General features: G+C 72.9%; 14 protein-coding genes and 1 riboswitch. Of the genes, 8 read left to right on the top strand and 6 right to left on the bottom strand.

Annotated elements, in window-relative coordinates:
- Positions 1–44 precede the first annotated feature (44 nt).
- Complete coding sequence (locus tag ABUL08_RS14295) at positions 45–2159, top strand: DNA gyrase/topoisomerase IV subunit B (RefSeq protein ID WP_350938299.1); 2115 nt, start codon at positions 45–47, stop codon at positions 2157–2159.
- 32 nt (positions 2160–2191) lie between these two features.
- Entirely contained in the window at positions 2192–4681 is a 2490-nt protein-coding gene (locus ABUL08_RS14290) for a DNA gyrase/topoisomerase IV subunit A (RefSeq protein ID WP_350938297.1), read from the top strand.
- A gap of 51 nt (positions 4682–4732) precedes the next feature.
- Here the strand turns inward: ABUL08_RS14290 and ABUL08_RS14285 are convergent, their stop codons facing one another.
- Positions 4733–6079 (bottom strand): uracil-xanthine permease family protein, encoded by a 1347-nt coding sequence (locus tag ABUL08_RS14285; protein ID WP_350938295.1) that lies wholly within the window; start codon positions 6077–6079, stop codon positions 4733–4735.
- An 80-nt stretch (positions 6080–6159) separates the two neighbouring features.
- Positions 6160–6795: an alpha-ketoglutarate-dependent dioxygenase AlkB gene (locus ABUL08_RS14280; protein ID WP_350938294.1), complete on the bottom strand. Its 636-nt coding sequence runs from the start codon at positions 6793–6795 to the stop codon at positions 6160–6162.
- Positions 6796–6890: 95 nt separating this feature from the next.
- Between ABUL08_RS14280 and ABUL08_RS14275 the strand changes: the two genes are divergently transcribed.
- The 5 genes from ABUL08_RS14275 (at position 6891) to ABUL08_RS14255 (ending at position 12288) form a co-directional block, all read left to right on the top strand.
- Positions 6891–8117 carry an acyltransferase family protein gene (locus tag ABUL08_RS14275; protein ID WP_350938292.1) on the top strand — a complete coding sequence of 409 codons (1227 nt, stop codon included), beginning with the start codon at positions 6891–6893 and terminating at the stop codon, positions 8115–8117.
- A 351-nt stretch (positions 8118–8468) separates the two neighbouring features.
- Positions 8469–8969 carry a hypothetical protein gene (locus ABUL08_RS14270; protein ID WP_350938290.1) on the top strand — a complete coding sequence of 167 codons (501 nt, stop codon included), beginning with the start codon at positions 8469–8471 and terminating at the stop codon, positions 8967–8969.
- A gap of 156 nt (positions 8970–9125) precedes the next feature.
- Positions 9126–9914 (top strand): hypothetical protein, encoded by a 789-nt coding sequence (locus ABUL08_RS14265; RefSeq protein ID WP_350938288.1) that lies wholly within the window; start codon positions 9126–9128, stop codon positions 9912–9914.
- A gap of 290 nt (positions 9915–10204) precedes the next feature.
- A riboswitch (cyclic di-AMP (ydaO/yuaA leader) is annotated at positions 10205–10347 on the top strand.
- A gap of 230 nt (positions 10348–10577) precedes the next feature.
- A complete protein-coding gene (locus tag ABUL08_RS14260) occupies positions 10578–11429 on the top strand; it encodes a C39 family peptidase (RefSeq protein ID WP_350938286.1) in 852 nt (283 codons plus the stop codon).
- 106 nt (positions 11430–11535) lie between these two features.
- Entirely contained in the window at positions 11536–12288 is a 753-nt protein-coding gene (locus ABUL08_RS14255) for an alpha/beta fold hydrolase (protein WP_350938284.1), read from the top strand.
- A 4-nt stretch (positions 12289–12292) separates the two neighbouring features.
- Here ABUL08_RS14255 and ABUL08_RS14250 read toward each other — a convergent pair whose 3' ends face one another.
- From ABUL08_RS14250 to ABUL08_RS14235, 4 genes are all read right to left on the bottom strand, one after another.
- Complete coding sequence (locus tag ABUL08_RS14250; RefSeq protein WP_350938282.1) at positions 12293–13999, bottom strand: CDP-glycerol glycerophosphotransferase family protein; 1707 nt, start codon at positions 13997–13999, stop codon at positions 12293–12295.
- 28 nt (positions 14000–14027) lie between these two features.
- Positions 14028–15566 (bottom strand): bifunctional cytidylyltransferase/SDR family oxidoreductase, encoded by a 1539-nt coding sequence (locus ABUL08_RS14245; RefSeq protein WP_350938280.1) that lies wholly within the window; start codon positions 15564–15566, stop codon positions 14028–14030.
- Positions 15567–15707: 141 nt separating this feature from the next.
- A complete protein-coding gene (locus tag ABUL08_RS14240; protein WP_350938278.1) occupies positions 15708–16508 on the bottom strand; it encodes an ABC transporter ATP-binding protein in 801 nt (266 codons plus the stop codon).
- Entirely contained in the window at positions 16501–17403 is a 903-nt protein-coding gene (locus tag ABUL08_RS14235) for an ABC transporter permease (RefSeq protein ID WP_350938276.1), read from the bottom strand. Before ABUL08_RS14235 ends, ABUL08_RS14240 begins: the two co-directional genes overlap by 8 nt.
- Positions 17404–17570: 167 nt before the next feature.
- Here ABUL08_RS14235 and ABUL08_RS14230 point away from each other — a divergent pair, with 167 nt between their 5' ends.
- On the top strand, positions 17571–18203 hold the full coding sequence (locus ABUL08_RS14230) for a TetR/AcrR family transcriptional regulator (protein WP_350938273.1): 633 nt from the start codon (positions 17571–17573) through the stop codon (positions 18201–18203).
- Positions 18204–18321: the final 118 nt, after the last annotated feature.

The following is an 18321-nucleotide window of genomic DNA, read 5'->3' as shown; positions in this document are numbered from 1 at the left end:
CGCCCGGCTAGGCTTCGCTGCGGCGCGCCGCGCGTGGCGATCATGTGGTTGATCAAGACGGTGAGCGGCACCACACCGCCGAGACCTGGGAGTACGACCAGTTGACCGCACAGCCTGAGACCCTGTACGGGGCCGACGACCTGACGCACCTGGAGGGCCTGGACGCCGTCCGGAAGCGCCCCGGCATGTACATCGGCTCCACCGACAGCCGTGGCGTGGGTCACCTCGTCAACGAGATCCTCGACAACGCCACCGACGAGGGCGTCGCGGGCCACGCGACGAAGGTCGACGTGATCCTGCACGCCGACGGCTCGGTGCAGGTCGACGACGACGGCCGGGGCATCCCCACCGACGTGCACGCCAAGTCCGGCATCTCCGGCGTCGAGCTGGTGCTGACCCGCCTGCACGCGGGCGGCAAGTTCGGCGGCTCGGGCTACAAGACCTCCGGCGGCCTGCACGGCGTGGGCGCCTCCGCGGTCAACGCGCTGTCCCGGCGGTTCGACGTCACGGTCCGGCGCGCCGGCAAGGTCCACGCCATGTCGTTCCGGCACGGCGTACCGGGGATCTTCGACGGGCCCGGCCCCGACGCGGCCTTCACGCCCGGTCCCGGGCTGCAGATCGTCGGCGCGATGAAGCGCGGCCAGCGCACCGGCACCTCGATCCGGTGGTGGCACGACGCCCGCTACTTCGAGACCGGCGCGCGGCTGGACACCGAGGCGGTCCGCCTCAAGCTGCGCAACACCGCCTTCCTCGTCCCCGGCGTCGCCTACCGGCTGCGCGACGAGACGGGGGAGGAGGCCGTCGAGGAGTCGTTCCACTTCCCCAACGGCCTCACCGACATGGTCGAGTTCCTCGCCCCGGCCGGTGACCGGCCGGTCTCCGGCATGCTGCTGGTCGACGGCGAAGGCACCTACCGGGAGAACGCCGCCGACGCCAACGGCGTCATGCAGTCCAACGTGCAGCGCCGGGCCGAGGTCGAGGTGGCGTTCCGCTGGGGCACCGGTTACGAACGCACCGTCGAGTGCTTCACCAACACCATCCGCAACGCGCACGGCGGCACCCACCGCAAGGGCTTCGAGCGGGCCCTGGTCCGCACCCTCGCCGACGCGGCCCGCAACACCCGTGGCCTGCTCAAGCCCAAGGAGGACGCGCCCACCCTAGACGACGTCCTGGAGGGCATGACGGCCGTGGTGCACGTCCGCATCCCGGAGCCGCAGTTCACCTCGCAGACCAAGGACGAGCTCTCCACCGCCGGCATCACCAAGGTGATCCAGGGACTCGTCGAGGCGCACCTGAAGGCGTGGCTGGAGGACCGGCGCACCAAGGCCGAGGCGCGCACCGTGCTCCAGAAGATCGTCGACGCCGCCCGGGTCCGGCTGACCCAGAAGCAGCAGAAGGACGCGGCCCGGCGCAAGACCGCCCTGGAGGGCGCGTCGATGCCGGCGAAGCTGGTCGACTGCCGCGCCAACGGCGTGGACCGCAGCGAGCTGTTCATCGTGGAGGGTGACAGCGCACTGGGGACGAGCCGGATGGCCCGCTCCTCGGAATACCAGGCGCTGCTGCCGATCCGGGGCAAGATCCTCAACGTGCAGAAGGCGAACCTCCAGCAGGTGCTGGACAACGCCGAGTGCGCGGCGATCGTGCAGGTGCTCGGCGCCGGCTCCGGCCGCACCTTCGACCTGTCGTCCCTGCGCTACGGCCGCGTGCTGATCATGGCCGACGCCGACGTCGACGGCGCGCACATCCGGACGCTGCTGATCACGCTCTTCGCCCGCTACATGCGCCCGCTGATCGAGGCCGGCCGGCTCTACGCCGCGATGCCGCCCCTGCACAAGATCACCACCAGGGGGCGCAACCCGCAGACGATCTACACCTACACCCAGGCGGAGATGGAGGCGACGGTCCGCAAGCTGGAGAAGGCCGGCAAGCAGATCGTCACCCCGATCCCGCGCTTCAAGGGCCTCGGCGAGATGGACGCCGACGAGCTCTGGGAGACCACCATGAACCCGGCCACCCGGGCGGTCCGCCGGATCACCCTCGACGACGTCGAGGACGCCGAGCGGGTCCTCGAACTGCTGATGGGCGAGAAGGTCGAGCCCCGCCGCAACTGGCTGATCGACTCGGCCGACCGGGTCGACCGCGACGCCATCGACGCATGAGCACCGGGTTCGTTCGAGGGGAGAGCTGAGTCATGGCACGCCGTAAGGAAGACCGCGCCAAGGCGGACCTGTCCGCCTTCGACCAGGCCGGCGCCCGGGTCTTCGACAACCCGCTGGTCACCGAGGTCTCCGACTCCTACCTGGAATACGCGTTCTCGGTCATCCACTCCCGCGCCCTGCCCGACGCCCGGGACGGCCTCAAGCCGGTGCACCGGCGCATCCTCTGGTCGATGTACGAGCAGGGCCACCGACCCGACCGGGGCCACGTGAAGTCCGCCCGGATCGTCGGCGACGTGATGGGTAAATACCATCCGCACGGCGACGCGGCGATCTATGACGCGATGGTCCGGCTCGCCCAGGACTTCTCGCTCAACGCCCCGCTCATCGACGGGCACGGCAACTTCGGCAGCCCCGACGACGGACCGGCCGCGGCGCGTTACACCGAGGCCCGGATGTCCCGCGAGGCGATGCTGCTCGTCGGCGAGCTGGGCGAGGAGACGGTCGACGTCGAGCCCAACTACGACGGCTCGCTGACCCAGCCCACCGTGTTGCCGGCCGCCTTCCCCAACCTGCTGGTCAACGGCGCCTCCGGGATCGCCGTCGGGATGGCCACCAACATGATCCCGCACAACCTCGGCGAGGTCGTCCAGGCCGCCCGCTGGCTGATCAACCACCCGGACGCCGACCTGGACAAGCTGATGGAGTTCGTCCCCGGCCCCGACCTGCCCACCGGTGGGCTGCTGCTCGGCCTGGACGAGGTGCGCCGGGCGTACGAGACGGGACGCGGCGTGGTGCGGATGCGCGGCCGGGTCGAGATCGGCCCGCTGGAGGGCAGCCGCGGTCGGCAGGCGATCACCGTCACCGAACTGCCCTACGGTGTCGGCGCGGAGAAGGTCATCGCGGCGATCACCAACGAGGTCAACAAGACCAAGCGCCTGGTCGGCATCGCCGACGTGAAGGACCTCACCGACCGGGAGAACGGCACCCGGCTGGTGGTCGAGTGCAAGGTCGGGGTCAACCCGCAGGCGCTGCTGGCCGACCTCTACCGGCTGACCCCGCTGGAGCAGTCCTTCGGCGTCAACAACCTGGTCCTGGTCGACGGCCAGCCGCAGACCCTGGGGCTCAAGGCGCTGCTGGAGGTCTTCCTCGCCCACCGCTACGAGGTGGTGACCCGGCGCACCTCCTACCGCCGTCGCAAGCGCCAGGAGCGGCTGCACCTGGTCGACGGCCTGCTGATCGCCCTGCTCGACATCGACAAGGTGGTCCGGCTGATCCGGGCCAGCGAGGACGCGCAGGACGCCAAGACCGGCCTGATGCAGAAGTTCAAGCTCTCGGACATCCAGGCCACCTACATCCTGGACACCCCGCTGCGCCGGCTCACCAAGTACGACCGGATCGAGCTGGAGGCCGAGCAGGAGAAGCTGCGCGGCGAGATCGCCGAACTCTCCGCCATCCTCGACGACCCGACGGTGCTCCGGAAGCTGGTCTCCGACGAGCTGGCCGCCGTGGTCAAGCAGTTCGCCGCACCCCGCCGCACCACGCTGGTCGACGGTGACCTCAAGGAGGTCCTCGCCGCCTCCGTCCCGGCCGGTCCGCTGGAGGTCGCCGACGACCCGTGCCAGGTGCTGCTGTCGGCGACCGGGCTGGTGGCCCGGACCGCGGCCGAGTCGGAGGAGGCCGCCGAGGGGCGGCGGCGCAGCGGTCGGGTCAAGCACGACGCCGTACGCGCGCTCGTCCACTCCACGGCGCGCGGCCGGGTGCTCCTGGTGACCAGCGCCGGCCGGGCGTTCAAGATCGACGTGCTGCCGCTGCCGGTGCTGCCCGAGCAGTCCGGCACCGTGTCGCTGCGCGGCGGCATGTCCGCCGCCGAGCTGGTGCCGCTGGAGCCGGGCGAGACGGTGGTCGGCCTCGCGCCGCTCGGGTCCTCGGCCGAGGGCTCGCCGGGTCTGGCGCTCGGCACCCGGCAGGGTGTGGTGAAGGTCTGCGCGCCGGAGTGGCCGGTCCGGTCCGACGAGTTCGAGGTGATCTCCCTGCGGGAGGGGGACGAGGTGGTCGGGGCGACCTGGCTCACCGACGGCACCGAGACCCTCGCCTTCATCTCCTCCGAGGCGGCGCTGCTGCGCTTCGCCGCGTCCCTGGTCCGCCCGCAGGGCGTCAAGGGTGGCGGAATGGCCGGCATCAACCTGACGGCCGGGGCCCGGGTGGTCTTCTTCGGCGCGATCCGCACCGACGACCCCGGGCGCGGTGAGCCGATGGTGGTCACCTCGACCGGGGCGACGGTGAAGGTGACGCCGTTCGGGTCGTACCCGGCGAAGGGGCGGGCGACCGGCGGGGTGCGCGCCCAGCGGTTCCTCAAGGGCGAGACGGACCTGGCGGTCGGCTGGATCGGTCCCCGCCCGGTGGGTGCCACGGCCACCGGCGACCCGGTGGAGCTGCCCCCGGCGGATCCCCGCCGCGACGGCTCCGGCTTCGCCGTCATGCTCGGCCCCACCGTCGTCGGCCACCAGGTCGAACGCGACTGACGCACCGCCCCCGAGGGGCCGCCGGCACCCGCCGCCGGCCCCTCGGCGGGGTCAGAGTTCGGGCTCGGGGCCCCGGCGGGAGTCGGGGGTGGTGCCGCGGAGGCGGGCCACCAGGCGCATGCCGTGGTGGATCACCAGGGCGGCGGCGGTGCCGAGGGCGATGCCGTTGAACGAGAGGTCGCCGACGGTCAGCGTGTAGTTCGCCGCGCCGATGATCAGCGCGACGGCGGCGGTCATCAGGTTGACCGGGTCGTGGAAGTCGACCCGGTTCTCGATCCAGATCCGGGCGCCCAGGACGGCGATCAGGCCGTACAGCGCGGTGGTCGCGCCACCCAGCACCCCGGCGGGCACGGTGAGGATCAGCGCGCCGAACTTCGGGCTGAGCCCGAGCAGCACCGCGGCCACCCCCGCCACCCAGTACGCGGCCGTGGAATAGACCCGGGTCGCCGCCATCACGCCGATGTTCTCCGCGTACGTGGTGGTGCCGGAGCCGCCGCCGGAGCCGGCGAGCACGGTGGCGACGCCGTCGCCGAGGAACGCCCGGCCCAGCTGCCGGTCCAGGTTGCGGCCGGTCATCGCGGCCACCGCCTTGACGTGTCCGGCGTTCTCCGCGACCAGCACCAGGATCACCGGGATGACCAGCACCACCGCGCGGAGGCTGAAGCTGGGTGCGTGGAACTCGGGCAGTCCGACCCAGGCGGCCTGCTTCAGCCCGGTGACCGCCTTCGGGTCCAGGTCGCCGAGGAGCGCGGCGAGCAGCCAGCCGACCACCACGCCGAGCAGGATGGACAGCCGCGCCAGGAAGCCCCGGAAGAAGACCGTGGTGAGCAGGATCGCCGCCAGGGTGACCACCGCGATCAGCGGCTGCGCCTTGACCCCGGTGCCGCTGCCGCCGCCGTCCCAGGCGACCGGTGCGAGGTTGAGGCCGATCAGGGCGACGATCGCGCCGGTCACCACCGGGGGCATCAGCGCGTCGATCCAGCGCGCCCCGGCGAGCTGCACCGCGACGCCGACCAGGGCCAGCACCGCGCCGGCCACCACGATGCCACCGAGCGCCGGGCCGATGTCGCCGCCGGCCTTCGCGGCCAGCACCGGCGCGATGAAGGCGAACGACGAGCCGAGGTACGACGGCAGCCGGTTGCCGGTGATCAGCAGGAAGAGCAGGGTGCCCAGCCCGGAGAAGAAGAGGGTGGTGGCCGGCGGGAAGCCGGTGATCAGCGGCACGGTGAAGGTGGCGCCGAACATCGCCACCACGTGCTGCACGCCGACGCCGACCGTACGCGGCCAGGAGAGCCGTTCGGCGGGGTGCACCACGTCGCCCGGCCGGATCGAGCGGCCGTCGCCGTGCACCGTCCAGGGGGACCAGCCGGAACGCGGCTCGGTGGGGGACTGGGTCATCGGGTGCCCTTCGCGTCGTCAGGTGACGGGGGCGTGGTCGACCCTGAGAGTTGTTTCTAGCACGCCCCGGGCGGTGGGGGTCAGGCGACGCCGGCCGGGCGGAACTGGACGCTGACCCGGGGACCGACCGGGCGGGCGGTCTTGGGGATGGTGTGTTCCCAGGTGCGTTGGCAGGAGCCGCCCATCACCACCAGGTCGCCGTGGCCGAGCGGGAAGCGCAGGCTGGCTCCGCCGCCGCGCGGGCGCAGCAGCAGCGGGCGCGGTGAGCCGAACGAGACGATGGCGACCATGGTGTCGCTGTGCGCGGAGCGGCCCAGGGTGTCGCCGTGCCAGGCGACGCTGTCCCGCCCGGTGCGGTAGAGGCACATCCCGGCGGTGACGAAGGGCTCGCCGAGTTCCGGCGCGTAGTGGCGGGTCAGCGCCTTGCGGGCCGCGGTGAGCACCGGGTGGGGCAGGGGCCGGCCGGCGCCGTACCAGCAGAGCAGGCGGGGGACGTCGACCTCGGCGTCCCACATGGTGCGGCGCTCGGCCCGCCAGGGCACCTCGTGCAGCAGGGTGTCGAGCACCGCGTCGGAGCCCTGCACCCAGCCGGGCAAATGGTCCACCCAGGCGCCCCGGCTCAGCTCGTGCCGGCGCACCCGGCCGGCGAGCGGACCCAGGGTGGGACCGTCGTCGGTGAGGTCCAGCATCGAGGGCTGGTAGGCGGCGTCGGACACGCCACCGATCCTACCCGACGTTCGAACAGGCGTACGACGATCGCCCCGCCGGGCGGTGCGTCCGGCGTGGCGTACCTGCCGGTAGGGTGCCCGGCATGACCAGCGCCCCGACCGCCCCGGCCGTCGCGCCTCCGGCGGCCCCGCCACCGGCCCGGCTGCCGTCCCTGACCGGGCTGCGCTGGATCGCCGCGCTGCTGGTCTTCGGCTTCCACGTCGCCACCATGCGGATCGTCGCCGAGCCGGACTTCAAGGCGGTGGTGGACAAGGCGTTCGCCCTCGGTCTCTCCGGCGTCGAGTTCTTCTTCATCCTCAGTGGATTCGTGCTGGTCTGGTCGTACCGTCCGGGGGAGCGTCGGCGCACGTTCCTGCGCCGACGGCTGGCCAAGATCTATCCGAACCACCTGTTGATGTGGGCCGTGGTGCTCCTCGTCGGCCTCTGGTTCGCCGACCCGGTCAACCTCTGGGCGGCGGGCGGCAACCTGCTCCTGCTCCAGGCCTGGAACCCCACGCCCGGCTACTTCTACAGCGTGAACACGGTGAGCTGGTCGCTCTCCTGCGAGCTGTTCTTCTATCTCTGCCTGCCCTTCGCGCTGCCGGTGCTGCGCCGGCTGCGACCCGCGGCCCTCTGGGCGGTGGTGGTGGCCGCGCCGCTGCTGATCGTGGCGCTCTGGCCGGGTCAGCGGCTCGTGCCTGAGGAGAGCCGCTGGTGGTTCACCCAGGTCTTCCCGGTGGTGCGGTCGCTGGAGTTCTGGATGGGCGTGGCCGCCGCCGAGCTGATGCGACGCGGCCGGTGGCGGGGACCGAACCTGACCGTGGCCAGCCTGCTCTTCCTGACCACCTGGGTGGCGGCCGCGCAGTGGATCCGCGCCGAGCTGTGGGCGGCGCTGCTGGCGGTGGCGTACCTCCTGGTCATCACGGCCGCGGCCGACGCGGACGTCCGGGGCCGGCGGACGCCGTGGCGGTCCCGGCCGATGGTCTGGCTCGGTGAGGTCTCCTTCGCCTTCTATCTGGTGCACGTCTTCGTGATGATGACCGTGCTGCGGCTGACCGGGGACTGGGGTGTCGGACTGCCCGGCTGGCGGGGACCGCTCGCGGTGCTCGGCTTCCTGCTGGCGAACCTGGCGCTCGCTGCGGCCCTGCACCGCTGGGTCGAGACGCCGATGATGCGCCGGCTCGGCCCGTCCCGTCGGCTCCGGGTCCAGGCACGCCCGCCCGTCCCGGCCCGGGTGGCACCGTCCGAACCGGCTGTCCCGGCCCAGCGGGCGGCGTCCGGCCCGGCGACCCCGCAGATCGAGTACGCGGGCCGGCGCGACCCGGCCTGACCCACCTCCGCCTGACCCACCTCCGCCTGACCCGGCTCCGCTCGCACCCGGAGCAGTTGGGGCGTCGCCGGTCGTGATCGACGCCGGGTCGGTGTGGTGGTGGTGCCGGTCGGGCCGGGCTGTGACCGGGCTGGTCGCCTGGACCGACGAGTGGTGTGCGGTGCCGGCCCGCCACCGATCTGATGACGTAAATGAATCAGCGGCTGGTGTCCACCCTGGTCAGCACCGTGATCGGGCCGGGACGACACGCCCGGCGGCGATGCGGGGCGGCGGCAACGGCGGTAGCGTGGGGCCGTGCTTCCGGTCGCGCTCACCAGTCCCGTGTGGTGGCTGGCGCGCTGGACCGTTCGCATGCTCACCAGTCTGGCCGTGACGCTCGCCTTCTCCCTCGGGGCGACGACACTCCCCGTCGAGGTGGCCGCGCCGACCTGGGCGCCCCCGGTGGGCGACTCCCTCGCCTCCGCCGCCGACGACTGGTCCGACCCACCGTTGCCGACCCGCTGGCTGCGGGCCACGCCCACCGTCGGCTCCGCTCACGCGGTCATTCCCACGGCCCGCGCGGGCCACACCGTCGCCGCCGGAGCCCGCTCCGGCGACGCGGTCAGCCCCACGTCCGGCGTCGACCGTGCCGTCGTCGGCGCAACCGGCTCCACGCGGACGGTCATCGGCGCCTCCGGCTCGCGTCGCGAGGTCAGCCCCTCGACCGGGTCCGACCTGGTCGGTGTCGCGGTCGCGCCGGCCCCGGTGGTGCTCGCCACGGTGGCGGCGTCGGTCGTGCCGGCCGGCCGGCAGCGCGTCGCGATCGGGTGGGCCCCGGCGGCCCTCGGCTCCCGCGCCCCGCCGACCCGCTGACCTCCGCGCGGGCGGTGGCCCGCCAGCACGTACCACCCGACCTCACCCCCCGCATCCGCCCGACGGCGGCTCGGCGGCGCCCGTTCCGGTCGCGCCCCGCCCCGTCGGGTCCTGCGGATCTCGCCACACCACGCCCGCTCCCCGTGAGGTGCGACCATGCAGACCGTTCTGTACCAGTTCCTGATCGAGGTCCCGGAGGCCGCCGCCATCTGGTCGGCCCTGCTCCTGCTCGCCCTGACCCTGCTCGCGGTGCTCGTCGCCCGCCCCGAGCGGGACACCCCCACCGACGTCGAGCCGGCCGTCGACCCTGCGGCGGAACAGGCGGCCCACCTGGCCGACCTGCGCCGGTACGCCGAGGAGGTCGCCGTCGCCGCCGCCGGAGCGGCCCAGAACGCCCGTCGGCGCCGGGAGCGGTGGCTGGCCGCCCAGGACGAGGTGGACCGGGCGTGGCAGACGTACGACGAGGCGGAGGCGGTCGCCCGGCGGTTCGCCGGTGCCGCCGTGCTGCCCGCCCCGCACACCCCGCGCACGCCCGCCGAGTACGCCGCCCGGGAGCGCTGGCTGCACCACGCCGCGATGGCGGCGCACTGGCGGGGCGAGCTGACCGCCCGGCAACTCGCCGACGTGCTCGCCCACCGCAACGGGTGGGACCCCCGGCGGCACCCGGCCGAGCAGGAGATCGTCCTGGCGCGGGCGGTTCGGGACGGCCGGTTGGCCGGGTACCGGGCCGCCGCCGAGCGGGAGCAGCAGGCGTGGCGGGAGGCCGAGCTGGCCGCCGAGGCGGCGCGTGCCCTGGCCGTGGAGGCGTACGCGGCGACGGAGCGGCTGCGCCCGGGAGTCGTCCCGGTGCATCGGCCGGACGCGGTGACCCAGACCCTCGCCCCGGTCGGCGCCTCCGCCGCCGTTTCCCGGACCGCCCGGTGGCGGCCGGCGCGGGTTGGCTGAATTGTGATGTGAAACTGCCGTCCCGGTCGCCCCGGGAATCGGAAAACGGTCATCCGGGGCGTGGCGGTCCAGGCCGGCCCAGGTTGCCCGGTCACCCGCTCACCGGATGTCCGGTAATCGACCCCCGTTCCATTCTCGGGTGCTCGTCCCATTGAGTGACATCAGTGACCTGTCTGTTCCGGTCGGGCCCGGGTGTTCGACGTTTGCGCAGGTGGGAGCGCTTGGCAGGGCGCATGCCCGCCGGTAGTGTCGGCGCGTCCGGTGCGGTTTCCGATCGCAAGAGGCGACGCCGCGCCGACCCGCTCAATCGCGATCTTCTGCGAACCGGGGACCCATGCACGTCCGGGGTGAATCCGCGAGCCACGGCCCGCGGTAGGGCGATCTTCCCGCCCGAATCCGTCAGCTAACCCGGTAGGCGGTGTCGGAAGGAGTTCCGTCTTCGTGCAGCACCCTGCCACCCCTCGGCCACACCCCCTCCACGGCGCCGCGGTGCCGTCGCTCGCCCTCTCCGCGAGCTGATACCGGCATCCGCCCCCGCGCCCGACTGACCGGGCGCACCCCTTCCCCGCGGTCCACCCCGCCCACGGATCCGTTCCGTCGCGCGTGAACAGCTCCGCGCGCCGGGCCGGCGTGTGCCGCCCCCGCCCCCGTGGAGGAAACCTCGTGAAGCACACCCTCAAGCGGCAGCTGCGCCGTCTCGCCACCGAACGTCGCTACCAGGTCGTCGCCGGCTCGGCCGCCGCCCTGGTGCTGGCCTCCGGCACCGGTGCCCTGCTGGCACACGGTGACGACGCGCCCGTCCGCCAGGAGAACACCGCCGCCGTGGCCGAACTGGCCCCGCGGCTCAGCGACGTCGCGGCCGGCACCCAGGCCCGGATCGCCGCCGTCCCGTCGGTTTCGCCCAGCGCGTCGCCGTCGGCCAGCGCCTCGCTCTCGCCGAAGCCGAGCGCGAAGCCGACCACGGCCAAGCCGGACCCGGACACCACCCGCAAGGCGGCACCGAAGCCGCCGTCGAAGAAGGTCCTCGACTACACCTACGAGGCGCAGACCACCTACTACAACTGCGGCCCGGCGGCGGTGCGCAACGCGCTCAGCGCCACCGGCATCGAGCGGACCCAGGACGAGCTGGCCGTCGCGCTGGGCACCACCGAGATGGGCACCAACTCGGCCGAGGACACCACCCGGGTGCTCAACCAGCAGGTCAAGGGCGACCCGTACCGGACCCGGATGATCGACGGCGTGCCGAGCGCCGCGGAGACCGAGCGGCTCCGGACCGACGTGGTCAAGGCGATCAGCAACGGGCGGGGCGTGGTGGCCAACGTCGCCGGTGACGCCACCGACACCGACGGCGGCTGGCACTCCTTCCCGGGCGGCCACTACATCGCCGTGGTGGGCTACTCCAACGACGGCCGGACCCTGCGGATCGCCGACTCGGCGGACCCGTCGCTGCCGGCGTACTGGATCAGCGCCGCCGACCTGGCGAACTGGATGGCCACCCGCGGCTACTCCGCCTGATCAACCCCGTTCACCCGTCGGGCGTCGGCTCTTGGAGCCGGCGCCCGATGTCGTCTCCGCCGTCCGCTCTCGCGCATCGTGTCCGACCGGTGGCACACTGCGCCCCATGGGCGACGAGACGAGCAACCGGCATCTGCTGCTGCTGCACGGGTTGGGCGCCACCGGTGAGGTGTGGCTGCCCTGGGCACCGCTGCTGGAGCACCGCTGGGCGGGACGCTGGCTCGCCCCGGACCTGGCCGGCCACGGCTGGTCGCCGCCGCTGCCCGCGTACTCCTTCACCGGCCTCGCCCGACGGGTGGTGACGGACCTGCGACCGGTCGCGGAGCGGCTCGGCCCGCACGATCGGCTGGTGGTGCTCGGGCACTCGCTCGGTGGGGTGGTGGGGCTCGCGCTGGCCGCGCGGAGCGTCGGCCTGCCGGTCGACGCGGTGGTCGGGCTCGGCATCAAGGCGGTCTGGTCGTCCGCCGAGCTGGCGAAGGCCGCGGAGCTGGCGGCCCGTCCGGTGACCTGGTTCGGCACCCGGGACGAGGCGGCCCGCCGCTACCTGCGGGTCGCCGGGCTGACCGGGCTCTTCGCGCCGGACCACCCGGCGGTCGACGCCGGGCTGCGCCGCGAGGACGGCCGCTGGCGGCTGGCGATGGACCCGGCGGCGTTCGCCGTCGGTGAGCCGTGCCTGCCGACGCTGCTCGCGGCGACCGACGTGCCGGTGCTGCTGGCCCGCGGCGAGCACGACCCGATGGTCACCGACGCCCAGCTCAAGGAGTACGGCGTCCCGGTGGCCACCCTGCCCGGCCTCGGCCACAACGCCCACGTCGAGGATCCGGCGGCCGTCCTCGACCTGCTCGACGCCTACCGTTGACGCCTCAGACGCCGGCGGAGAGGTTCCGCTCGGCACCGCCCGGGGTGCGCGGCGCCGGCGGGTCCCACCCCGGCTCCAGCTCCCGCCGGGCCGCGTCGAGGAACCCGTCGGCGTACGAGTCGGCCGGGAAGTCGCCCAGGTAGCGCCGGCGGGTCTCCCACCGGGCCGCCGCCAGCGGGTCGGTGTCCAGCAGCCGCCCCAGCACGTCGTCGACGTTCGACATGTCCCGCCGCAGCACGTAGCCGGAGCCGGCCAGGGGGAACCGGGCCACGAAGTCGTCCCCGTCCACCCCCATGTCGGTCACCGCGTACGGCTTGCCCGAGTAGAGGTAGTCGGAGATGACGCCCGACACGTCGGAGATCAGCGCGTCGGAGCGGTTCACGCAGTCGGTCAGCGTCAGCTCCCGGGCGGCCGCCGCGCCCCACAGGTGCGCCCGCCCGGTCTTCGCCCGGTCCGCGGCGAGCAGCTCGGTGAGCCGGGCCAGCTGCCGCGCCGAGGTCGGGTTCTGCGACGTGTACGGGTGGGCCCGCAGGATCACCGTGGCGCCGCGCGCCAGCAGCCGCCGGATCACCGTCTCGGCCACCGGCAGGGAGCAGTAGTTGGCGTCGGCGTGGTGCCCGGTCCAGGTGGGGGTGTAGAGCACCGTCGGCTGGGCCAGCCCGGTGGTCGGCTCCCGGCGTACCTCGATCGACTCCACCTGGGGGCGGCCGACCACGACGAACTTCTCGGCGGGGATCTCCACGCCGGCGCGGGCGTACCGCTCGATGGCGGCCGGTCCGGCCACGAAGATCCGGTCGAAGATCGCGGAGACCGGGTTGGCGCTGGGGGCCTTGTCGCTGTCACCGTGGTGCAGCTGCACGTGGGTGAGCTGGGCGAAGCGGACGCAGTGGCTGTTCTTCGCGCCGTGGTTGACGTAGAACGCCACCCGGAGGCTCGGCACCAGCACCTCGTCGAGGGTCTTGATGGTGGGGCAGAAGACCACCGGGGCGCTGGTGGCGGCGGCGATCGTCGGCAGGAACTCCGGCTCCCGCAGCAGCACCAGGAACGGCCGACCGAGCCGCTCCAGGTAGGGCAGCCACATGGTGATCTGGTATTCCGACCCGGGCGGGGCGGAGAAGTAGAGCACGAACTCGGGCTGGTGGCGGCGCAGCGCGCGACCCACCGGGCCGCCGCCGGCCGGTGGGCGGAACCGCCGCCGGGCCAGGTCCAGCCCGACCGCCGCGCAGCCGGCCCCGACCAGCAGGGCGGCCACCAGCGCGACCCAGGCGGGCAGGACCAGGGCTGCGGCGACCGCGACGAGACCCAGCAGCACCAGCAGCGCGTCGCCGAGCCGCTCGGCGACCAGCGGGGTCCAGGTGCGGACCGGCAGGTTGGCGGCGCGCAGCTCCAGCGCGCCCGCCTGGCGTAGCGGCCCGACCAGCAGGACGAGGCCGAGCAGCACCAGCGCGGTGGCGGCCAGCGCCGGGTCGAAGCCGTCGTCGAGCCGGCGGGCGTAGCCGACCAGGATGGCAGCGGCGACCAGGACGGACTCGGCGACGCCGTCGGCGCCCGGCCGGATCCGGCGTTCCACGGCCGCCGAGGCGAGCGCGGCCACCGCGATCGCCAGCCCCCAGCCGGTCGCCCCGGTGAGGGCCAGCACGAGGAACGCCAGCACCGCCAGCCCGGTGGTCAGCACCCGGGCGAGCAGTTTCCGGACCAGGTCACCACGCATGTCGGTCGTCCGTTCCGGGCTCGGGTGGTCAGGCGTCCACGTCGGCGGGAAGCTCCGACGCGGGCGCGCCGGGCTGGGCCGGCACCGCCGCGACCCGCGCGACCGGCTCGGCGGGCACCGGCGCGGCCTGCTCGCCGGGGTCCCGGCGGACGTCGATCACCTGGCCGGTCAGGTCGGAGATGAGCACGTCCAGGGACGCCTGGGCCACCGCCTCGGAGGAGAGCAGCGTGCCCTCCGGCTCCTCGCCGAACGCCCTGGTCCGCATCGGGGTGGCGGTCCGCTCCGGGTTGACGCAGTTGACCCGTACGCCGAACTCGGCCCACTCGTCGGCGAGCGCCTGGGTCAGGTTGACCAGGGCGGCCTTGGTGGCGGAATAGAGCGCGTAGCGGGCCCGCCCCCGGGTGTACGAGCTGGACGTGTAGAGCAGCAGCTGACCCTTGGTCTGCTGGAGGTACGGCAGCGACTGCCGGGCGATGGTCACCGGGCCGACGAAGTTGACGTGCAGGAGCCGGTCCATGGTGGCCTCGTCCATCTCGGCCAGCGCGCCCTTCTCCAGGATCCCGGCGGTGACCACCACGTGGTCGATCCGGCCGGTGGCCTCGAAGGCGGTCTTCAGCGCGGCCGACACGTCCTCGGCCCGCTCGACGTGGGTGCCGGTGGTGGAGCGGCTGAACGGGAAGACCTGCGCGCCGTGGCGGCGGGCCAGCTCGGTGAGGTCGTGACCGATGCCGTAGCTGCCGCCGAAGACCACGATGGTCCGCCCGGTCAGCTCCTCGGCGTAGCCGTGGTTGGTCAGCCGGGGCGCCTGCGCGGCGGCGAGCTGGAAGAGCTTGTCCGCCAGGTGCACGTCGACCGGGTGGGTGACCTTGATGTTCTCGTCGGAGCCGTCGATCACCTTGATCGGCGTGCCGGGCAGGTAGCGCAGCACCACGCCGCAGTCGTCGGTGGCGGCGAAGTCGGGGTCGCCCTCGGCCCGCCGGTACGCCTCCCGGATGGTGCCGGAGCGGAACGCCTGCGGGGTCTGGCCGCGGCGCAGCGTCGAGCGGACCGGGATGTCGGTGATGCAGTCGTCGGCGTCGACCTGGATGATCGTGTCGGCGGACGGGATGGCCACGTCGACCGCCGAGTAGGACCAGAGCGCGTTGACGCACTCGCGGACGATGCGGGCGCTGACCAGCGGGCGGACCGCGTCGTGGAAGAGGATGTTGACGTCGCCCTCGCCGACCGCGTCGAGCGCGATCCGGGTGGTGGCGTTGCGGGTGTCCCCGCCTTCGATGACCTGGGTCACCTTGCGGAAGCCGGCGTTCGCGACGATCTGCTGGGCGTCGGGGACGTGCCCGGTGGCCATCAGCACGATGATCTCGTCGATCTCCGGCGCGGCCTCGAAGACGGCCAGGGTGTGCTCGATGATCGGCTTACCGGCGATCTTCAGCAGCTGCTTCGGGATGCCCAGTCCGAGCCGGGTCCCGGTGCCCCCCGCGAGGATCACGGCCACCGTCCGCGAGGGGCGCCAGGGTGCCGGGCTCGCCGGCGTGGCGTCCGGTGCGGTGGTGCGGTCCTGCGTCATTGCCGTTCCTCACTTCTGCGGGGGATGGTGGGGTTTACGCCCGGATGACCGGCTGGTGAACTTTCGCCGGCAACCAGAAAACATTAACGCGTACGACGGAGCGCACCGACCGGGCGGACCCGGCCGGTGCGCTCGACGGTCCTACTGCTGGCTCTCGTACGCCGCGATGACCTCGTCGGTCGGGCCGTCCATCCGCAGCACGCCGCTCTCCAGCCAGATGGTCCGCTCGCAGGTGTCGGCGACCGAGCTGAGCGAGTGGCTGACCAGGAAGACCGTGCCGGCGCCCTCGCGCAGCTCGCGGACCCGCTGCTCGCTGCGGCGACGGAACTTCCGGTCACCGGTGGCCAGGGCCTCGTCGATCAGGAGTACGTCGTGCTTCTTCGCCGCCGCGATGGCGAAGCGGAGCCGGGCGCCCATGCCGGAGGAGTAGGTGCGCATCGGCAGCGAGGCGAAGTCGCCCCGCTCGTTGATCCCGGAGAACTCGATGATCTCCGGGGCGAGCTTCTTGACCTCCTCGGGCGGCATGCCCATGGCCAGGCAGCCGAGCACCACGTTCCGCTCGCCGGAGAGGTCGTTGAGCAGCGCGGCGTTCACGCCGAGCAGCGACGGCTGGCCCGCCGTGTAGACGGCGCCCTTGTTCACCGGCAGCAGGCCGGCGATGGCCCGCAGCAGGGTGGACTTGCCGGAGCCGTTGCTGCCGATCAGCCCGATGGCCTCACCCTGGTACGCGGTGAAGCTCACCCCCTTGACCGCGTGCACCTCGGTGATGTTCGGGGCGCTGGTGCGGGAGACGATCCGCTTGAGCGCGGTCACCGGGCTGGTGCCCCCGGTGGCGCCCTTGTGCACCCGGTAGACGACGTGCACGTCGTCGACCACGACGGTCGGGATGCGCCCGGCGGCGGGCGTGGCGGTGGGCTCCGCCAGTTGGGTCTGGTCAGCCACGGCCGTACTCCTCTTCTCCGCGCCAGAAGTAGATGAACCCGCCGACCCCGGCGATGACCGCCCAGGCGAGCCCCAGCAGCCAGAGCTGGGTGGGGGACGAGACCAGGTTCTGCCGGTGGGAGTCCAGCAGCGAGTGCCGGGCCAGCTCGATGTAGACCAGCGCCGGGTTGCCCTCCAGCAGGGTGGCCGCCCACGGGGGCAGATGCTGCCGGAACAGGGCGACGGGGTAGAGCACGCCGGAGGCGTACAGCCAGGTGCGCATGACGAACGGCATGACCTGCTTGAGGTCGGTGACCTTCGCGCCGATCCGGGCCATCACCATGGTCAGCCCGACGTTGAAGACCGTCTGGAGCAGCAGCGTCGGGGCGATCAGCAGCCAGCGGAGGGTGATCGGCTCGCCGGTGAGCAGGACGATGCCGGCCAGCACCACCATCGACATGAGCAGCTGCTGGAGCTGAACCAGGGTGACCGTGATCGGCAGCGCGGCCCGGGGGAACTGCAGCGCCCGGATCAGCCCCAGGTTCGAGGTGATCGCGCTGGTGCCGTTGGTCACCGCGGTCTGGGTGAACATGAAGATGAAGACACCGGTGCAGAGGTACGCGATGAAGTTCGACACGTTCCGGTGCTGGTTCAGGATCAGCCCGAAGATCAGGAAGTAGACCGCCGCGTTGGTGATCGGGGTCAGCACCTGCCAGAGCTGCCCGAGCTGGGTCTGACTGAACGACGAGGCGACCTTCGCCCGCGAGTACGCGGTCATGAAGTGCCGGTAGGCCCAGAGCTTGCGGACGTACTCGGCCAGGGGTGGGCGTTCCCCGGCGACCCGGAGCCCGTACCGCTGCGCGAGCTGGGCCTGGGTCAGCCCGGAGTCGGGGTCGGCCACCACGGTGTTGGCCATGGTCAGGTGCTCCGATCTTTCGTGCCGATGGGGAGCAGTGGAAGGAAGGGTGTCGCAGCGATGAAATCTAGCCCGCCGAGGTCGTGGCAGGGCCTCGCCGCTGCGTGGAAGGTAGTCCAAAACACGTCGGGACGCAACCGTACCGTCGTTGCGCTACATTGTTCCACGTGACGACCGAGAAGAGGCGTGCCCCGGCCGGTGCGGCGGTACTGCGTGGTGAGATCACCACGGCCATCCGTGCTGCCGTCATGCAGGAGTTGGCCGAGGTCGGCTACGGCCGCCTCTCGATCGAGGCGGTGGCCCGCCGGGCCGGGGTGAGCAAGACGGCGATCTATCGCCGCTGGCGCTCGAAACTCGACCTGGTGCTGGACATGGTCTCCGCCGTGGCGGGGCGCAACCTGCCCCTGCTGGACACCGGCAGCCTCCTGAGCGACCTGGAGATCCTGCTGCACGTGATGGCGCGGGCGCTGCGGCACCGGCTGGCCTCGCAGATCATCCCGGACCTGCTGGCCGAGGCGGCCCGCAATCCGCAGATCGGCGAGAAGCTCCAACAGGCGCTGGACGACTACCAGCAGGCGGTCGGCCGGATCCTGATCGGCCGGGCGGTCGAGCGGGGCGAACTCGCCCCGGACACCGACACCCGGGCGGCGGTCGACCTGATCGTCGGCCCGCTCTACTGGCGGCTGGCGATCGCCCGGGCGCCGATGAGCATGGACGAGGTGCCACGGTTGGCCACCGCGATCGTCGCGGCGCTCCGGGTAGCATGCTTGGGGCCCGTCCGCGACGAGGTGGAAGTCTGACCCCCGGCGCCGCGTCCGTGACCAGCCGCACCGTACGCACGTTGACCCATTCGGCTGGTCGGACGAACAACGCGGTCACTGACGCATCAGCGAAGCCAGTTACCATCCCCCCTCGGAA

Source organism: Micromonospora sp. CCTCC AA 2012012, from assembly GCF_040499845.1.
GTDB lineage: Bacteria > Actinomycetota > Actinomycetes > Mycobacteriales > Micromonosporaceae > Micromonospora > Micromonospora mangrovi.
This window is presented reverse-complemented; position numbering and strand designations above follow the sequence as displayed.